Raw genomic sequence first — 17,883 nt, 5'->3', positions numbered from 1 at the left:
GGTCCGGATCGGGGCACGTGTTGTCAGTGGCGCGTGGGATGCTTTCGGTGATGGCCAAGAAGACCGCACAAGACGACCCTCTCGCCCCTGTCACGCTGGCAGTGGGCCAGGAGGATCTCCTGCTCGACCGTGCCGTGCAGGAGGTGGTGGCCGCCGCCAGGGCCGCCGACGCCGACACGGATGTCCGGGATCTCACCCCGGATCAGTTGCAGCCGGGCACGCTCGCCGAGCTGACGAGTCCCTCGCTCTTCTCCGAGCGCAAGGTCGTGGTCGTCCGGAACGCGCAGGATCTGTCGGCCGACACGATCAAGGACGTCAAGGCGTATCTGGGGGCGCCCGCCGAGGAGATCACCCTGGTGCTGCTGCACGCGGGTGGGGCCAAGGGCAAGGGGCTGCTCGACGCCGCGCGCAAGGTGGGGGCGCGGGAGGTGGCGTGCCCCAAGATGACGAAGCCGGCGGACCGGCTGGCGTTCGTGCGGAGCGAGTTCCGGGCGCTGGGCCGGGCGGCCACTCCGGAGGCCTGTCAGGCGCTGGTGGACTCCATCGGGAGCGATCTGCGGGAGCTGGCGTCCGCCGTGTCGCAGTTGACCGCGGATGTCGAGGGGACGATCGACGAGGCCGTCGTCGGGCGGTACTACACCGGGCGGGCCGAGGCATCCAGCTTCACCGTGGCCGATCGTGCCGTGGAGGGGCGGGCCGCGGAAGCGCTGGAAGCGTTGCGATGGTCGCTGTCGACCGGTGTGGCGCCCGTCCTGATCACCAGTGCGCTGGCGCAAGGGGTACGGGCGATCGGGAAGCTGTCCTCCGCGCGGGGCGGCAGGCCCGCCGACCTGGCCCGTGAGCTGGGGATGCCGCCGTGGAAGATCGATCGTGTACGGCAGCAGATGCGGGGATGGACGCCGGACGGGGTCGCCATGGCGCTCACGGCCGTCGCGGCGGCGGATGCCGGAGTCAAGGGCGGCGGGGACGATCCCGAGTACGCCCTGGAGAAGGCGGTCGTGGCCATCGCGCGGGCAGCTCGCTCCGGTCGGCATTAGCCGCACGCTGGGTCGGCCGGACCGAACTCCCGTGGGCGAGGGTCGGTTCGACCGAAATTCCCGTGGGTGAGGGCCGGCCCGCCCCAACTCCTGCAGACGAGGGTCGGCCCGACCGAACGGCCGCAGGCACCGCGCGGCACGCGGCCGGTGTCCTGCCCCTGCCTTTGGTCTGCCCCTGCCCTTGGTCCTGTTCCCGTCGTTGGGTCCTGCCCCTGTGCCCTGACCCTGCCCTTGTGCCTGCCATGCCCTCGGACGACACCAGCACCGACGCCGACGCCGACACCAGCCCCAGGACCGACACCGCACAACGAAGGCCCCGCTCGTTCTCCCGGGGAAGGGAGGGGCGGGGCCTTCGGTTCGAGCTGTTGGATTCACGCCCGCGTGGCGAACGCAGATCGTGCGTGAATCCGGGGGTGTCGGGTCGGGGGCGGGAGAGAGGGCCCGCTCGGGTCCGGCCGACGGTCAAGTCAGGGGTTGAGCTCCGGAGAGCTCAGCCGACTCAGCCCTTGAGGGCGGCGACCTTCGAAGCAAGCGCCGACTTCTTGTTGGCGGCCTGGTTCTTGTGGATGACGCCCTTCGAGACAGCCTTGTCGAGGGCGCGCGACGCGGCGCGCGTGTACTCGGTGGCCTTCTCGACGTCACCCGCGGCAGACGCCTCGCGGGCCTTGCGGATCGCGGTCTTCAGAGAGGACTTGACGGCCTTGTTGCGCAGCCGGGCCTTCTCGTTGGTCTTGATCCGCTTGATCTGGGACTTGATGTTCGCCACGAATGAGCCTTTACAGGTTCAGGCGCGCGAGACAGCACGTCTCACTCGCCGTTTGATTTTCTTGGGTGCGTCTCCTGCTGAGAGGGCACGAGACACAGCCACCCAGGCTACCAGTCCCCGCGCGACCGGCCCAAACCGGCCGTCCACCCCTTGTTCGGGGGCCCGCACCGGCGGCCGATCGCTTCTCGCCCGACCCGAGCGGGTCGCTCCTGCTCGCACGGCCGGGGCCGGTCCCCGATCCTCTGATCACGGCCTCCGAACCGGTTGCCGCTGCGCCGCTCACGCGGACCGAACCGGTCGCAGCTCCCCGCGCGTGGGACCATGGAACCTACGTATCGATCCGACCCGAGGCGACAGGCGCCTCAAGAGACAGGACCCTGCGTGCCCGCGACCCCTAACAATGTGCCCGAGCCGAGCCGTACCGACCCGGCTCTGATCCGCAATTTCTGCATCATCGCGCACATCGACCACGGCAAGTCAACGCTCGCCGACCGCATGCTCCAGCTGACGGGGGTGGTCGACGCGCGGCAGATGCGTGCTCAGTACCTCGACCGTATGGACATCGAGCGCGAGCGTGGCATCACGATCAAGTCCCAGGCGGTCCGGCTGCCCTGGGCGTCGACCGAGGACCCGGGCAAGACCCACATCCTCAACATGATCGACACCCCCGGGCACGTCGACTTCACGTACGAGGTGTCCCGGTCCCTCGCGGCCTGTGAGGGCACGGTCCTGCTCGTCGACGCGGCCCAGGGCATCGAGGCGCAGACTCTCGCCAACCTCTACCTGGCGATGGAGAACGACCTCAAGATCATCCCCGTACTGAACAAGATCGACCTGCCGGCCGCCCAGCCGGAGAAGTTCTCCGAGGAGCTCGCCAACCTCATCGGCTGCGACCCCGAGGACGTTCTCAGGGTCTCCGCCAAGACGGGCCTGGGCGTCGAGGCGCTGCTCGACAAGGTCGTCGCCGAGATCCCCGCCCCGATCGGCGTCCAGGACGCCCCCGCCCGCGCGATGATCTTCGACTCGGTCTACGACTCCTACCGCGGTGTCGTGACGTACGTGCGTGTCATCGACGGGCAGCTCAACAAGCGTGAGCGGATCCGGATGATGTCCACCGGCGCGACCCACGAGCTGCTGGAGATCGGTGTCTCGGCCCCCGAGATGAAGGCGGCCGACGGGCTCGGTGTCGGTGAGGTGGGTTACATCATCACCGGCGTGAAGGACGTCCGCCAGTCCAAGGTCGGTGACACGATCACCACCTTGCACAAGGGCGCGACCGAGGCGCTCGGCGGGTACAAGGACCCCAAGCCCATGGTCTTCTCGGGCCTGTATCCGCTGGACGGGTCCGACTACCCCGAGCTGCGCGACGCCCTGGACAAACTGCAGCTCAACGACGCCGCGCTGGTGTACGAGCCGGAGACGTCGGCGGCGCTGGGCTTCGGCTTCCGCGTCGGTTTCCTCGGGCTGCTGCACCTCGATGTGATCCGTGAGCGGCTGGAGCGCGAGTTCGGCCTCGACCTCATCGCGACCGCCCCGAACGTGGTCTACCGCGTCGAGATGGAGGACCGCAGCGAGCACATCGTCACCAACCCGAGCGAGTTCCCCGAGGGCAAGATCGACAAGGTCTACGAGCCTGTCGTGCGGGCGACCATCCTCGCGCCCTCGGAGTTCATCGGCGCGATCATGGAGCTGTGCCAGACCCGGCGCGGCACCCTGCTCGGCATGGACTACCTCTCCGAGGACCGGGTCGAGATCCGCTACACGCTGCCGCTCGCGGAGATCGTCTTCGACTTCTTCGATCAGCTGAAGTCCAAGACCCGCGGCTATGCCTCGCTCGACTACGAGCCCACCGGCGAGCAGACCTCCAGCCTGGTCAAGGTCGACATCCTGCTGCACGGTGACAAGGTCGACGCCTTCTCGGCGGTCACGCACAAGGACCAGGCGTACGCGTACGGGGTCCGGCTGGTCGCCAAGCTGCGCGAGCTGATCCCGCGGCAGGCCTTCGAGGTGCCCATCCAGGCTGCCATCGGCTCCCGGGTCATCGCCCGCGAGACCATCCGCGCCATCCGCAAGGACGTCCTCGCCAAGTGTTACGGCGGTGACATCTCGCGTAAGCGGAAGCTGCTGGAGAAGCAGAAGGAAGGCAAGAAGCGGATGAAGATGGTGGGCTCTGTGGAGGTTCCGCAAGAGGCCTTCATCGCCGTGCTGTCCAGCGACGACAGCGGCCCCGCGGCCAAGGGCAAGAAGTAGCCGCTCCGAATGCCGCAATCCAGGGCCCGTCGCGCTTCGGCGCGGCGGGCCCTGTGCTTGTCTCAGGGGTGTGTCCTGGAGGAAGAGACGGGCCGTCGCCTCTTACGCACCGGCCGGACGCGCTCTAGTCTGATCTCTGCTCGGTAGTTACTCGCGAGTTAAACAACAGCCGCAATTGAGCCAGCCGCACTGCCGCGGGGCCCCGGAGGATGTCGTGAGCGACACACAGACCCTGATCGAGAACCGTCCGCCGTCCGTCGCGGCCCTCTTCCTGGAGCGCGTGGCGGCCACACCCGACGCCGAGGCATACCGCTACCCGGTACCGGCCCCGGGTGGCCCGGACGAGTGGAAGTCGCTGACCTGGGCGCAGTCCGCCGAGCGGGTCTACGCCATCGCGGCCGGTCTGATCGAACTCGGCGTGGAGCCGGAGCAGCGCGTCGCGCTCGCCTCCTCGACCCGGGTCGAGTGGATCCTGGCCGACCTCGGCATCCTCTGCGCGGGCGCGGCCACCACGACCGTGTATCCGCAGACCAACGCCGAGGAGTCGGCGTTCATCCTCTCCGACTCCGCGAGCAAGGTCCTCATCGCGGAGGACGCGGCCCAGCTCGCCAAGGCCCGGGAGAAGCGCGCGGAGCTTCCCGAGCTCACACGGGTCGTCGTCATCGACCCGGCGGGCGTGGAGAGCGACGACTGGGTCCTCACGCTCACCGAGCTGGAGGCGCGCGGCACCGCGTACCTGGAGAAGCACCCCGAGCTGATCAAGGAGCGCGTCGGCGCGATCACCGCCGACCAGCTCGCGACCCTCATCTACACCTCCGGCACCACGGGCCGCCCCAAGGGCGTCCGGCTGCCGCAGGGCAACTGGTCGTACATGGCGAAGGCGATCGCCGCGACCGGCCTGGTCGGCCAGGACGACGTCCAGTACCTGTGGCTGCCGCTCGCGCACGTCTTCGGCAAGGTCCTGACCTCCGGCCAGATCGAGGTCGGGCACGTCACCGCCGTCGACGGCCGCGTGGACAAGATCATCGAGAACCTGCCGGTGGTGCGGCCGACATACATGGCGGCCGTGCCGCGCATCTTCGAGAAGGTCTACAACGGAGTCGCGGCCAAGGCGCGGGCCGGCGGCGGCGCCAAGTACAAGATCTTCCAGTGGGCCGCCGGGGTCTCCCGCGAGTACGCGAAGGCCAGCCAGGACAACTTCCGGCGTACCGGCTCGGCCTCCGTGCCCTTCGCGCTCGGCGCCAAGCACAAGGTCGCCGACGCGCTCGTCTTCGCCAAGATCCGCGAGGCCTTCGGCGGCAACCTGCGCGCCTGTGTCTCCGGCTCGGCCGCGCTCGCGCCCGAGATCGGCTACTTCTTCGCCGGCGCCGGTATCCACATCCTGGAGGGCTACGGGCTCACCGAGTCCTCTGCCGCCTCCTTCGTGAACCCGGGCGAGGCCTACCGCACCGGCACGGTCGGCAAGCCGCTGCCCGGCACCGAGGTGCGCATCGCGGACGACGGCGAGATCCTGCTGCGCGGCCCCGGCATCATGGAGGGCTACCACGGGCTGCCCGAGAAGACCGCCGAGGTCCTCGAGGCGGACGGCTGGTTCCACACCGGCGACATCGGTGAACTGTCCCCGGACGGCTATCTGCGGATCACCGACCGCAAGAAGGACCTCATCAAGACCTCGGGCGGCAAGTACATCTCGCCCGCCGAGGCCGAGGGCCAGTTCAAGGCCGTCTGCCCGTACGTCTCCAACATCCTCGTGCACGGCGCCGACCGGAACTTCTGCACCGCGCTCATCGCCCTCGACGAGCCGTCCATCCTGGAGTGGGCGAAGGACAACGGCCTGGGGGGCAAGTCGTACGCCGAGGTCGTCGCGGCGCCTGCCACGGTCGCCCTCGTCGAGGGCTATGTGAAGGAGCTCAACGCGGGCCTGCAGCGCTGGCAGACCATCAAGAAGTTCCGCCTGCTGCCCCGCGACCTGGACGTCGAGCACGGCGAGATCACCCCGAGCCTCAAGCTGAAGCGCCCGGTCGTCGAGCGGGAGTACAAGCACCTGATCGACGAGATGTACGCGGGCAGCCGCGAGGCGTAGCCCTCGGCCCCCGGTTCGTACGGGGGTGGTGGCGCGCAGGGCTTCTCCGCGACCGAGCGGCGGAGCTCCACGCGCCACCACCCACGGTGCCGTTCCCACGCGCCCCTGCCCGGGACAGCTCCTGTGTGCCCTGCCCCTGCCCCTGCCCCCGCCCCGGCGGCTCGGCTCGGCTCGTAACCCAGGCCCCCGGCGCAGGTCCCAGGCGTCCCGCCCCCGACGCGGCTCCCGCGCGTTGCGTCGCGTCTTCGACTTGGCTCCCACAGGTCCCGCCTCCGCCGCGTCCTTCTCGGCAGTTCCTCCATCTCCAGTTGACGGTTGGTGCGGTGCGGTGCGGGTCGGGGAAGGCGGTGACCTTGGCCCGCAGGACCCCGGGTCGAACGGCTTCGTCGGACAGTCGGCGGCACTCGTCGCGTACCCGCGGAAGGCGTAGACCGCGTCGGCGCCCGTGCCCGGCAGGAAGATGACGGGCACATCCCCGGTCCGCCGGGCTGCTTGCTTCGCGGGGGCCCGCCCGTCGGCGCCGTGCCTCACGCGGGCCTTCACCGAAGCCGCCGTGCCGCGCCGTGCCGCGCCGTGCCGTGCCGTGTCACGCCGCCGTCGTCACGGCGAGCGGCGGACGTGGATCGGATGCTCGAACCTGTCCGTCTTCGGGCACAGACATACCACTGTTCTCGCCCATGGCGGTCCACTTCGGTGACTCGGCGCTTATGAGCGCAGTCGGTCTGTCACCCTGGCCGCATCGTCCGAGGTGTATTCGTCCGAGCTGCCCAGGGAGCCGCACAGTGGGGGCCATTCCGACGCAACGGGAATCCATGGCGTGCGCCCCGGACGCGCCCGCACACCACCGCGTCGGCCGGGACGTCGTGTCACGTACGTCATTGCCGGGCACTCCGCTCGCCCCTGGAGCCGCTCGCCGTTTCCTCCGTGACACGCTCGTGAGCTGGGCCGAACTGGCCCTGCCCGGCGCCGAGATCATCGACGACCGGCTCACCGAGGATGCCACCGTGGTGGTCAGCGAACTCGTCACCAACGCCGTCGTGCACGCGGGCACCGACGTCGAGCTGCTGTGCCGCCTGGAGTGCGGGGCCGACGGCCCGCCGGGCCCGCTGGTCGTCGAGGTCTCCGACCACCACCCTTCGCGTGCCATACGGGAGGACGGCGCCGAACACCCCTACGGAACACCGGAGTACGGGCGTGGCCTGCGCCTCGTCTCCGCACTCTCCGAGGCCTGGGGGATCACCTACCGTCCGGGCGTGAAGACGGTGTGGTCGAGGCTGCTGGTCGACGGGGGCGCCGTCGCCCTGCCCGGGGCGGAGATCTTCGCGGGCGCGGACGACCTGCGCCGGTCGGGAGGATCGGCGGACGCCGAACGGCTCCCCGGGACCGGGGGGTTCGCGGACGCCCGTGCTGTCCCCGTACCGGGTGGGTTCGCGGAAACGGACGACCCGCACCGGCCAGGTGGGTTCGCGGACGCCGACGGTCCTTCCCGATCGGGCCGGTTCGCGGACGCCGACGACCTTCCCGGATCGGGTGGGCTCACCGATGCCGTCGGGCTCCGTGCGTCGGGTGGCCCCGGGGATGGCGACGGACTCACGGGCGGGGCGGAGGGGGCCCGGGCCGGCGCGTACGGCGAGGGGCCGGTCCCGGGGTACGGGCGACCGAGGGCCGACGGCGAGCCCTGTCCCGGGACAACCGGCTCGGGGATGACCCGGAGCATCGCGCGGGGTCACGACTGGCTGGACCGGGGAGCCCTCTCCTTCCTCGCCGAGGCCTCCGACCTGCTCGCCGGGCAGCTCGACGAGGACCTGGTCGCCGCCCTGGCCGGACAACTCCTCGTCCCGCGCCTCGCCGACTGGTGCGCCGTGTGGCTGGAGGACGAGGCCACCGACCGGGCCGGCGGTCTCGGCCTCGCCCTCGGCCCCCGCCTCGCCCGCGTCTGGCACGGCAGCGAGAACCTCATCGAGGGACTGCGCCGCTCCCTGGAGAAGGACCCGCCACGGCTGCCCGACGCGGTGCGGTCCCGGGCCGTCCCGGTGCCCTGGCCCGGCGAGGCGCTGGGCACCCGCGGCGCGAGCGGTGCGGCGCTGGCCTACCGGCTGATCGCGGGCGGCCGCCCGCTGGGCACGCTCGTCATCGGGCGGGCCGGACTTCCCGACTTCCCCGACGAGGTCACCGGGCTCGTCGAGGATCTCAGCCGCCGGATCGCCCTCGCCATCGGCGCGGCCCGCCAGTACGCGCGCCAGGCCACCATCAGCCGGGTCCTGCAGCGCGGACTGCTGCCGGGCGCGGTCGCCGAGATTCCCGGGGTGCGCAGCGCCCTCGTCTACGAGCCGCTCGACAAGGGCGGGCCGAGCGGCGACTTCTACGACGTGTTCCCGGCCGGCGACGGACGCTGGTGCTTCGCCGTCGGCGACGTCCAGGGCAAGGGCCCCGAGGCCGCCGTCGTGATCGGTCTGGCCCGGCCCTGGCTGCGGCTGCTCGCCCGTGAGGGCTACGACGTCGCGGACGTCCTCGACCGCCTCAACCAGCTCCTCCTCGACGACGCGACGGAGGCCGCGGACGCGGCGGCCCGCGCGCTCGTGGCCGCGGGCGGGCCCGGGCTCGGCACCGACCTCGGCCCGCAGACGCGCTTCCTCTCGATGCTCTACGGCGAGCTGGTCCCCTTCGACGGCGGAGTGCGCTGCACTCTGGCCTCGGCGGGACATCCGCTGCCGCTGCTGCTGGACCCCGCCGGCGACGTACGGGAGATGGCCCGGCCGCAGACCCTGCTCGGCGTCTTCGAGGACCCCGAATACACCTCCGAGTCCTTCGAGCTGTACCCCGGCGACACCCTGCTGTGCGTCACCGACGGTGTGACGGAGCGGCGTGACGGGTCCCGCCAGTTCGACGACGACGACGGTCTCGCGCAGGCCCTCGCGGGCTGCGCCGGCCTGAACGCCGAGCTGATCGCGGAACGGATCCGCGGGCTGGTCCACGCGTTCGGCACCCGCCCGCCGGAGGACGACATGGCCCTGCTGGTGTTGCAGACGGAGTAGCCCCGCGTGCCCGCAGCCCGTCCCCTGGGCGCCGCGCACCGTGTGCCCGCACCCCGCCGGTCAGGGGCCGGTGCGGGGCCGCCGCCCGGCCGGTCAGGGCAGGGGACGGATCGGTCCGGGCACGGGACGGAACCGTGCACCCCGCCCGTACTGGACAATGGAAGGCATGCCTTCCGCACTTCCCGACGGTGAGCCCGTCCCCGACGACGGGGCGCTGCCCGCGCACGCCCTGGACGGGGCGGCCGAGCGGCCCCTCGGGTTCTACCTCCACGTGCCGTACTGCGCGACCCGCTGCGGCTACTGCGACTTCAACACCTACACGGCGACCGAGCTGCGGGGCAGCGGCGGTGTGCTCGCCTCCCGCGACAACTACGCGGACACCCTGACCGACGAGGTGCGCCTCGCCCGCAAGGTCCTCGGCGACGACCCGCGCCCCGTCCGCACGGTCTTCGTCGGAGGCGGCACGCCCACGCTGCTGGCCGCCGACGATCTCGTCCGGATGCTCGGCGCGATCCGGGACGAGTTCGGGCTCGCGGACGACGCCGAGATCACGACGGAGGCGAACCCCGAGTCCGTGGACCCGGAGTACCTCGCGACCCTGCGCGCCGGCGGCTTCAACCGGATCTCCTTCGGCATGCAGAGCGCCCGGCAGCACGTCCTGAAGGTGCTCGACCGCACGCACACCCCCGGCCGACCCGAGGCCTGTGTCGCCGAGGCCCGCGCGGCCGGATTCGCACATGTGAACCTTGATCTGATCTACGGCACACCGGGGGAGTCGGACGACGACTGGCGGGCATCGCTCGAAGCGGCCCTCGGCGCCGGTCCCGACCACATCTCCGCGTACGCGCTCATCGTCGAGGAGGGCACGCAGCTCGCGCGCCGCATCCGACGCGGCGAGGTCCCCATGACGGACGACGACGTGCACGCGGACCGCTATCTCATCGCGGACGAGGTGATGTCGGCGGCGGGCTTCGACTGGTACGAGGTGTCGAACTGGGCCACCTCCGAGGCCGGCCGCTGTCTGCACAACGAGCTCTACTGGCGGGGTGCCGACTGGTGGGGCGCGGGCCCCGGCGCACACAGCCACGTCGGCGGTGTTCGCTGGTGGAACGTGAAACATCCCGGGGCCTACGCGGCCGCGCTGGCTTCGGGCCGCTCACCGGGTGCGGGGCGCGAGCTCCTCTCCGACGAGGACCGCCGGGTCGAGCGGATCCTGCTCGAACTGCGGCTGCGGGAGGGCTGCCCGCTCTCCCTGCTCCGCCCCGACGGGCTCGCGGCCTCCCGCCGCGCCCTGTCCGAAGGGCTCCTCGAAGCCGGTCCGTACGACGCCGGGCGCGCCGTTCTCACCCTGCGCGGGCGGCTGCTGGCGGACGCCGTCGTCCGGGACCTGGTGGACTGAGAACCACAGCCCCGCCCGCTCGCGGCCCATGCGGTCCGGCCCGCTCGCGGCGCACCGTGACGGCGGGCTGCCAGCGGTCGGCGCCGGGATGCCGGCCGGGCGGTGAGCCCATGCGGTCCGGTCCGCTCGCGGCGCACCGACGGTGGGCTGTCGGTGGCCGGCGCCACACGCCGGCCCGGCGGTGAGCGCACGCCGTCCGGGTGCGGCGGCGTCTCCGGCTCCGGTGGCTCGGACGGCGCCCCCGGCCCCCGGCTCCGGGGGCCCCGCCCGCTCCGGAGCCCCCGTCACTCGGGCGCGGTGACGAAGTCGATCAGTTCCTCCACCCGGCCCAGGAGTTCCGGCTCCAGGTCCTTGTAGGAGCGGACCCGGGACAGGATGTGCTGCCAGGCCGCGCCGGTGTTCTCCGGCCAGCCCAGGGCCCGGCACACGCCCGTCTTCCAGTCCTGGCCGCGCGGGACCCGGGGCCAGCCCGGAATGCCCACGGAGGACGGCTTCACGGCCTCCCAGACGTCGATGTACGGGTGGCCGAGCACCAGGGCGTGCTCGCTCGTGACCGCCTCGGCGATCCTGGACTCCTTCGAACCCGGGACCAGGTGGTCGACGAGGACACCGAGCCGGGCGTCCGGGCCCGGGTCGAACGCGGCGACGATCGCAGGCAGGTCGTCGACGCCCTCCAGGTACTCCACGACGACGCCCTCGATGCGCAGATCGTCCCCCCAGACCCGTTCGACCAGTTCGGCGTCGTGGCGGCCCTCGACGTAGATCCGCCCGGCCCGCGCGACCCGGGCGCGGGCGCCGGGCACCGCCACCGAGCCGGAGGCCGTACGGCTGGGGCGTACCGGCGCCGAAGCCGTCGGGCGCACCAGCGTCACGACCCTGCCCTCCAGGAGGAAGCCGCGCGGCTCCAGCGGGAACACCCGGTGCTTGCCGAAGCGGTCCTCCAGGGTCACCGTGCCCGCCTCGCAGCGGATCACCGCGCCGCAGAAGCCGGTGCCGGGCTCCTCGACCACCAGACCCGGGTCCGCCGGGACCTCGGGCACGGGCCGGGGCTTCTTCCACGGCGGGGTCAGGTCCGGAGAGTACTGGCGCATTCGGATGACGATAGGAGAAGCCCGGCGGCGCTCACCGCGACACGCCGAAACCGGCCGCGCCGAAACGCGCGGCCAGGGCGTCCCGCTGGGCGCGTACGAACGCGGCGTCCACGACCGCCCCGTGACCGGGAACGTACAGCGCGTCCTCGCCGCCGAGGCCGAGCAGCCGGTCCAGGGCCGCGGGCCAGCGCGACGGCACGGCGTCGGGGCCCGCCTGGGGCTCGCCGGACTCCTCGACCAGGTCGCCGCAGAACACCACCGCCGGGTCGCCCGGCACCACGACCACGAGGTCGTGGGCTGTGTGTCCCTCACCCGTCCGCACCAGCCGGACCTCGACGCCACCGGCGAGTGCCAGGTTCAAGGTGTCCCGGACTTGCTGCCGGGGACGTACGAGGGTGTCGGCCGCCTCCTCCGCCGCCCGGGGGTCGAGACCGTTGCGCACCGCGTCCGCGCACAGCTCCCCGCGGCCGTTCTCGTACACCTCGGACGAGCCGCCCGCGACGAGGACCTCCGCGCCCGCGAACGCGGCGGCGCCGAACACATGGTCGAAATGCGGGTGGGTGAGCGCGAGAAGGGTCACACGGTGCCCGACGAGAGCCTGCGCCTCCCGGCGCAACAGCGCGCCCTCCGCGAGGCTCGATCCCGCGTCGATCATCAGCGCCGCGCCCTCTCCGACGACGAGCCCGACCGTGCAGTCCCAGTCCGGAAGTCGTCGCCGCCCGACCCGGGGCGCCACCCTTTCCCACCCCAGCTCTTCCCAAGTCAGCCTCATGCGGCGACGCTAGCGGTGACCGGGTGCCGTGCACGACATCGCAGGCCCGCCCTTGCCGGGGTCGTGCCTCACCGCCGTACACTGGGCCGGGGGACGCTGGCACTCCCGTGTGCCGAGTGCCAGACGAAAGCCACGAAGGCCACGAAGACCACCGAGTCGAATTCTGGAGGTGTGCGCGATGCTCAGTGAACGCAGGCTCGAGGTGCTCCGCGCCATCGTCCAGGACTACGTGGGCACGGAGGAACCGGTCGGTTCCAAGGCGCTCACCGAGCGGCACCGGCTGGGCGTCTCACCGGCGACCGTCCGCAACGACATGGCGGCCCTGGAGGACGAGGGCTACATCGCCCAGCCGCACACGAGCGCCGGACGCATCCCCACGGACAAGGGATACCGGCTCTTCGTCGACAAGCTCGCGGGCGTCAAGCCGATGACCGCGCCCGAGCGACGGGCCATCCAGAACTTCCTGGACGGAGCCGTCGACCTCGATGACGTCGTCGGGCGGACCGTGCGGCTGCTCGCGCAGCTCACACGGCAGGTCGCCGTCGTGCAGTACCCCTCGCTGACCCGCTCGACCGTGCGCCATGTGGAGCTGCTGTCACTCGCCCCCGCGCGGGTGATGCTCGTGCTGATCACGGACACCGGCCGGGTCGAGCAGCGCATGATCAACTGTCCGGTTCCGTTCGGTGAGACCTCCCTGGCCGATCTGCGGGCCCGGCTCAACAGCCGGGTCGCGGGGCGCCCCTTCGCGGACGTCCCACAGCTCGTCCAGGACCTCCCGGACGCCTTCGAGGCGGAGGATCGGGGTACGGTCTCGACGGTGCTCTCCACACTGCTGGAGACACTCGTCGAGGAGACCGAGGAGCGGCTGATGATCGGCGGTACCGCCAATCTCACGCGATTCGGACATGACTTCCCTCTCACCATCCGGCCGGTGCTCGAAGCACTGGAGGAGCAGGTAGTGCTCCTCAAGTTGCTTGGAGAGGCCGGGGATTCGAGCATGACCGTGCGAATCGGGCACGAGAACGCGTATGAGGGACTCAACTCCACGTCCGTGGTCTCGGTCGGCTACGGTTCGGGCGGCGAGGCAGTAGCCAAACTCGGCGTGGTCGGCCCGACCCGCATGGATTACCCGGGAACGATGGGAGCGGTACGAGCGGTGGCACGGTACGTCGGACAGATCCTGGCGGAGTCTTAAGTGGCCACGGACTACTACGCCGTACTCGGCGTGCGCCGCGACGCGTCCCAGGACGAGATCAAGAAGGCGTTCAGGAGGCTCGCTCGCGAGCTGCACCCGGACGTCAATCCCGATCCGAAGACGCAGGAGCGGTTCAAAGAGATCAACGCCGCGTACGAGGTGTTGTCGGACCCGCAGAAGAAGCAGGTCTACGACCTCGGTGGCGACCCGCTGTCCCAGCAGGGCGGCGGCGCTGCCGGCGGCTTCGGCGCGGGCGGCTTCGGGAACTTCTCGGACATCATGGACGCCTTCTTCGGTACGGCGTCGCAGCGCGGACCGCGCTCGCGCACCCGCCGGGGCCAGGACGCCATGATCCGGCTGGAGATCGAGCTCGACGAGGCGGCCTTCGGCACCACGAAGGACATCCAGGTCGACACGGCCGTCGTCTGCGCCACCTGCAACGGTGAAGGCGCCGCGCCCGGGACCTCCGCGCAGACCTGTGACATGTGCCGCGGTCGCGGCGAGGTGTCCCAGGTGACGCGGTCCTTCCTCGGCCAGGTCATGACCTCACGGCCGTGTCCGCAGTGCCAGGGCTTCGGCACCGTGGTCCCAACCCCGTGCCACGACTGCGCGGGCGACGGCCGGGTCCGGTCCCGTCGCACGCTCACGGTCAAGATCCCGGCCGGTGTGGACAACGGCACACGGATCCAGCTCGCGGGCGAGGGCGAGGTCGGCCCCGGTGGCGGCCCCGCCGGCGACCTGTACGTCGAGATCCACGAGCTGCCGCACTCGACGTTCCAGCGGCGCGGCGACGACCTGCACTGCACGGTCACCCTCCCGATGACCGCGGCGTCCCTCGGCACCAAGGTGCCGCTGGAGACGCTCGACGGCCTGGAGGAGGTCGACATCCGTCCGGGCACGCAGTCCGGCCAGTCGATCCCGCTGCACGGCCGGGGCGTCACCCACCTGCGCGGCGGCGGCCGCGGCGACCTCATCGTGCACGTCGAGGTCACCACGCCGACCAAGCTCGACGCGGAGCAGGAGCGGGTGCTGCGCGAGCTCGCCATACTGCGCGGCGAGGAGCGGCCCACCGGTCAGTTCCAGCCCGGTCAGCAGGGGCTCTTCTCCCGGCTGAAGGACGCCTTCAACGGCCGCTGATCCAGGCAGGACGCGGGGTGGCCGTGCCACCCCGCGCCCGACCGTCCCGGTGGCCCATGCCGGGCGGACGGCCGGATTCGGACTTGTCCTGGGGACGTGACAACATGCCGTCATGTCCTCCGCGCTGACCGATCTCTTCCCTCACCCGATCGTGCAGGCCCCCATGGCGGGCGGCGTCTCCGTCCCGCAGCTCGCGGCCGCCGTGTCCGAGGCCGGCGGGCTCGGCTTCCTCGCCGCCGGGTACAAGACGGCCGACGGCATGTACCAGGAGATCAAGCAGCTGCGCGGGCTGACCGGTCGTCCCTTCGGCGTCAATCTGTTCCTGCCGCAGCCCGAGTACGCGGACGCCGCCACGGTCGAGGTGTACGCCAACCAGCTCGCGGGTGAGGCCGCCTGGTACGAGACCGAGCTCGGCGATCCGGACAGCGGCCGCGACGACGGCTACGACGCCAAGCTCGCCGTCCTCCTCGACAACCCGGTGGCGGCGGTCTCCTTCCACTTCGGCGTCCCGAGCAAGGACGTGCTGGACTCCCTGCGCCGCGCCGGCACCTTCACCCTGGTCACCGCCACCACCGCCGAGGAAGCCCGCAACGTGCAGCGGGCCGGCGCCGACGCGGTCATCGTGCAGGGCATCGAGGCCGGCGGACACCAGGGCACCCACCGCGACAACCCGGAGACGGACGGCACGGGCGTCGGCCTGCTCTCCCTGGTCGCCCAGGTCCGCGAGACCGTGCGGATCCCGGTCGTCGCGGCCGGCGGCATCATGCGCGGCAGCCAGATCGCCGCCGTCCTCGCCGAGGGCGCGGACGCGGCCCAACTGGGCACCGCCTTCCTCGCCACCCCCGAGTCCGGCGCGAACGCCGTGCACAAGCAGGCGCTGACCGACCCCCTCTTCGTCCGCACGGAACTCACGCGCGCCTTCTCCGGGCGACCGGCGCGCGGGCTGGCCAACCGCTTCATGCGCGAGCACGGCCCGTACGCCCCCGCCGCCTACCCCGAGATCCACCACCTCACCTTGCCGCTGCGCAAGGCGGCCGCCAGGGCGGGCGACGCGCAGGGCATGGCGCTGTGGGCGGGACAGGGCCACCGCATGGCGCGCGACCTGCCCGCCGGGCAGCTGGTGGAGGTACTGAACGCAGAGATCGCGGCCGCCAAGACAGCGTTGTCGGCCGCCGACGAGATCCCGGAAGAGGGTGCGGCCCGATGACGGCACCGGTGTTCCTTGTCGAGCACTTCGACGCCGACGGCGGCGGACGTTACGTCCTCGACGGCCCCGAGGGACGGCACGCCGTCTCGGTGAAACGGCTGCGGGCCGGCGAGGACCTCGTACTCACCGACGGGACCGGGCGCTGGGCGGACTGCGTGGTCCTCGACACCGAGGGCAAGGACCGGCTGATCGTACGGATGGACGCGGTGGCCGAGGAACCGGCACAGGAGCCGCGCATCACGGTCGTCCAGGCCCTGCCCAAGGGCGACCGGGGCGAGCTGGCCGTCGAGACCATGACCGAGACCGGCGTCGACGCGATCGTCCCCTGGGCCGCCTCCCGCTGCATCACGCAGTGGAGGGGCGACCGGGGCCTGAAGGCGCTCGCCAAGTGGCGCGCCACCGCCCGGGAGGCAGGCAAGCAGTCCCGCCGGGTGCGCTTCCCGGAGGTCGCGGACGCGATGACGACCAAGCAGGTTGCCGCACTTCTCGCCAAAGCCGATCTGGCCGCCGTACTCCACGAGGACACCGACCTCGGCACCGAGCCGTTCGCGACCGCCGCGCTGCCCGGCTCCGGGGAGATCGTCCTGGTGGTCGGCCCCGAGGGCGGGATCTCCCCCGAAGAAGTCGCGCTCTTCACCGAGGCCGGCGCGAAGACGTTCCACCTGGGGCGCACGGTGCTGCGCACCTCGACGGCCGGGACCGTGGCCACGGCACTGCTGCTGGCCCGCACCGGCCGCTGGTCCTGACCCGCCGTCCGTCGGCACGACCTCACCGTCCGCACCTCACCGGGGAATTCATGGAACTCGCTCAGGTACGACTGCTCGTCTCCGACTTCGCCACCTGTTACCGCTTCTACTCCGAAGTCCTCGGCCTCAAGCCCCAGTCGGGCGCGGCCGAGGGACCGTACGAGAAGTTCAGTCCGGTCACCGGGTCGGCGGGCATCGCCCTCCAGGACCGCGCGATGATGACCGAGATCCTGGGGGAACTCGGTGACGTGGTGACCGGACACCGGTCGCTCGTGGTGCTGCGGGTGGACGACCTCGACACCTACTGCGAGCAGGTCGTCTCGCGCGGCGCGACCCTGCTGCACGGTCCGGCACCCATGACGGACCGCATGCGCGTCGCCCACCTCAAGGACCCCGAGGGCAACCTGGTGGAGCTCCAGGAGTGGCTGCTGCTGCTCGGCTGACGAGCTGCCGAGCGGGCTGCCCCATAGGGGGACGAGCGACTCCATCGTCACCCGGCCGGGGGATGGACAACCCCTTCGGGTGGTTGTGCCCCCGATGGCCGTATGAGGTCTACCGCGCATCGCCGTGCGGTGGCACGCTGCCGTGCATGGGGGCTTTGAGGCATATCAGGCGCCGGACGGGGTGCGGGCGGGCACTGATGGCCGCCGGGCTGGGCGCGGCCGGAGTGTTCGCTGTGACCGCGTGCCAGCCGGTGGACGGACTCAGCACCGCCACCGTGGCCTACACGACCGACCGGACGGCGACCACACAACTCGAACGACAGCACGTGGACGTGCGCTGGCTCACCTGCACCGCCCACTACGGCAGCGCCAACAAGGCCTACACGCCCGGGAAGTCGCCCTCGCCGACCGAGAACACCGTGGCGACCGTCGACTGCCGGGGCCAGACCGGCGACGGCCGGGCCATCGTCGTCAAGGGCAAGGTCACCCGGGCCGTCAACGGCGCCTGCGTACGCGGCGACCTGACCGCCACGGTCGGCGGCAAGCAGTGGTTCCACGTGAACGGCCTGGGCGACTGCAACGCCGCGGGCGGCCCCACCCCACCGGTCACCTACCACCCCACGAACGGGCAGCCCAACCCCACCGTCACCGTCACCGTGACGAAGACCATGTGGTGCAAGGGCGACCCCACCTGCTGGCCCTCGCAGGGCAAGTGACCTGGC

14 protein-coding genes are annotated in these 17,883 nt (G+C 71.6%); 11 read left to right on the top strand and 3 right to left on the bottom strand.

The window, feature by feature from the left end; translation table 11 throughout:
- Positions 1–50 precede the first annotated feature (50 nt).
- Positions 51–1,037: a DNA polymerase III subunit delta gene (holA, locus tag N4G66_RS04805; protein WP_391858753.1), complete on the top strand. Its 987-nt coding sequence runs from the start codon at positions 51–53 to the stop codon at positions 1,035–1,037.
- Positions 1,038–1,536: 499 nt separating this feature from the next.
- Here holA and rpsT read toward each other — a convergent pair whose 3' ends face one another.
- Entirely contained in the window at positions 1,537–1,803 is a 267-nt protein-coding gene (rpsT, locus tag N4G66_RS04800) for a 30S ribosomal protein S20 (RefSeq protein WP_261702665.1), read from the bottom strand.
- 381 nt (positions 1,804–2,184) lie between these two features.
- Here rpsT and lepA point away from each other — a divergent pair, with 381 nt between their 5' ends.
- The 4 genes from lepA (at position 2,185) to hemW (ending at position 10,570) form a co-directional block, all read left to right on the top strand.
- Entirely contained in the window at positions 2,185–4,053 is a 1,869-nt protein-coding gene (gene lepA, locus N4G66_RS04795) for a translation elongation factor 4 (RefSeq protein WP_261702664.1), read from the top strand.
- A gap of 214 nt (positions 4,054–4,267) precedes the next feature.
- Complete coding sequence (locus N4G66_RS04790; RefSeq protein ID WP_261702663.1) at positions 4,268–6,136, top strand: AMP-dependent synthetase/ligase; 1,869 nt, start codon at positions 4,268–4,270, stop codon at positions 6,134–6,136.
- 812 nt (positions 6,137–6,948) lie between these two features.
- Positions 6,949–9,171 (top strand): SpoIIE family protein phosphatase, encoded by a 2,223-nt coding sequence (locus N4G66_RS04785; protein WP_391858757.1) that lies wholly within the window; start codon positions 6,949–6,951, stop codon positions 9,169–9,171.
- Positions 9,172–9,337: 166 nt separating this feature from the next.
- On the top strand, positions 9,338–10,570 hold the full coding sequence (gene hemW / locus N4G66_RS04780) for a radical SAM family heme chaperone HemW (RefSeq protein WP_261702661.1): 1,233 nt from the start codon (positions 9,338–9,340) through the stop codon (positions 10,568–10,570).
- Positions 10,571–10,854: 284 nt separating this feature from the next.
- Here the strand turns inward: hemW and N4G66_RS04775 are convergent, their stop codons facing one another.
- A complete protein-coding gene (locus N4G66_RS04775) occupies positions 10,855–11,661 on the bottom strand; it encodes a DUF3097 domain-containing protein (RefSeq protein WP_261702660.1) in 807 nt (268 codons plus the stop codon).
- Positions 11,662–11,692: 31 nt separating this feature from the next.
- Entirely contained in the window at positions 11,693–12,433 is a 741-nt protein-coding gene (locus N4G66_RS04770; RefSeq protein ID WP_261702659.1) for an MBL fold metallo-hydrolase, read from the bottom strand.
- A 178-nt stretch (positions 12,434–12,611) separates the two neighbouring features.
- Between N4G66_RS04770 and hrcA the strand changes: the two genes are divergently transcribed.
- The 6 genes from hrcA (at position 12,612) to N4G66_RS04740 (ending at position 17,877) form a co-directional block, all read left to right on the top strand.
- A complete protein-coding gene (gene hrcA / locus N4G66_RS04765; RefSeq protein ID WP_261702658.1) occupies positions 12,612–13,628 on the top strand; it encodes a heat-inducible transcriptional repressor HrcA in 1,017 nt (338 codons plus the stop codon).
- Positions 13,629–14,765, top strand: coding sequence for a molecular chaperone DnaJ (gene dnaJ, locus N4G66_RS04760; RefSeq protein ID WP_261702657.1), 1,137 nt, complete (start codon positions 13,629–13,631; stop codon positions 14,763–14,765).
- A 112-nt stretch (positions 14,766–14,877) separates the two neighbouring features.
- The gene (locus N4G66_RS04755; RefSeq protein ID WP_261702656.1) at positions 14,878–15,972 is read left to right on the top strand and encodes a nitronate monooxygenase; all 1,095 of its coding nucleotides are present in this window, start codon (positions 14,878–14,880) and stop codon (positions 15,970–15,972) included.
- Positions 15,969–16,718 carry a 16S rRNA (uracil(1498)-N(3))-methyltransferase gene (locus tag N4G66_RS04750; protein ID WP_261702655.1) on the top strand — a complete coding sequence of 250 codons (750 nt, stop codon included), beginning with the start codon at positions 15,969–15,971 and terminating at the stop codon, positions 16,716–16,718. The genes N4G66_RS04755 and N4G66_RS04750 overlap by 4 nt, the downstream gene beginning before the upstream one ends.
- Before the next feature lie 50 nt (positions 16,719–16,768).
- On the top strand, positions 16,769–17,161 hold the full coding sequence (locus N4G66_RS04745; RefSeq protein WP_261702654.1) for a VOC family protein: 393 nt from the start codon (positions 16,769–16,771) through the stop codon (positions 17,159–17,161).
- A 197-nt stretch (positions 17,162–17,358) separates the two neighbouring features.
- Positions 17,359–17,877, top strand: a complete 519-nt coding sequence (locus N4G66_RS04740; protein WP_261702653.1) for a hypothetical protein — start codon at positions 17,359–17,361, stop codon at positions 17,875–17,877.
- Positions 17,878–17,883: the final 6 nt, after the last annotated feature.

Source organism: Streptomyces rhizosphaerihabitans (assembly GCF_025399795.1).
Classification (GTDB): Bacteria; Actinomycetota; Actinomycetes; order Streptomycetales; family Streptomycetaceae; genus Streptomyces; species Streptomyces rhizosphaerihabitans.
Note: the sequence above shows the minus strand (reverse complement) of the source record. Positions and strands in the feature narration are given on the sequence as shown.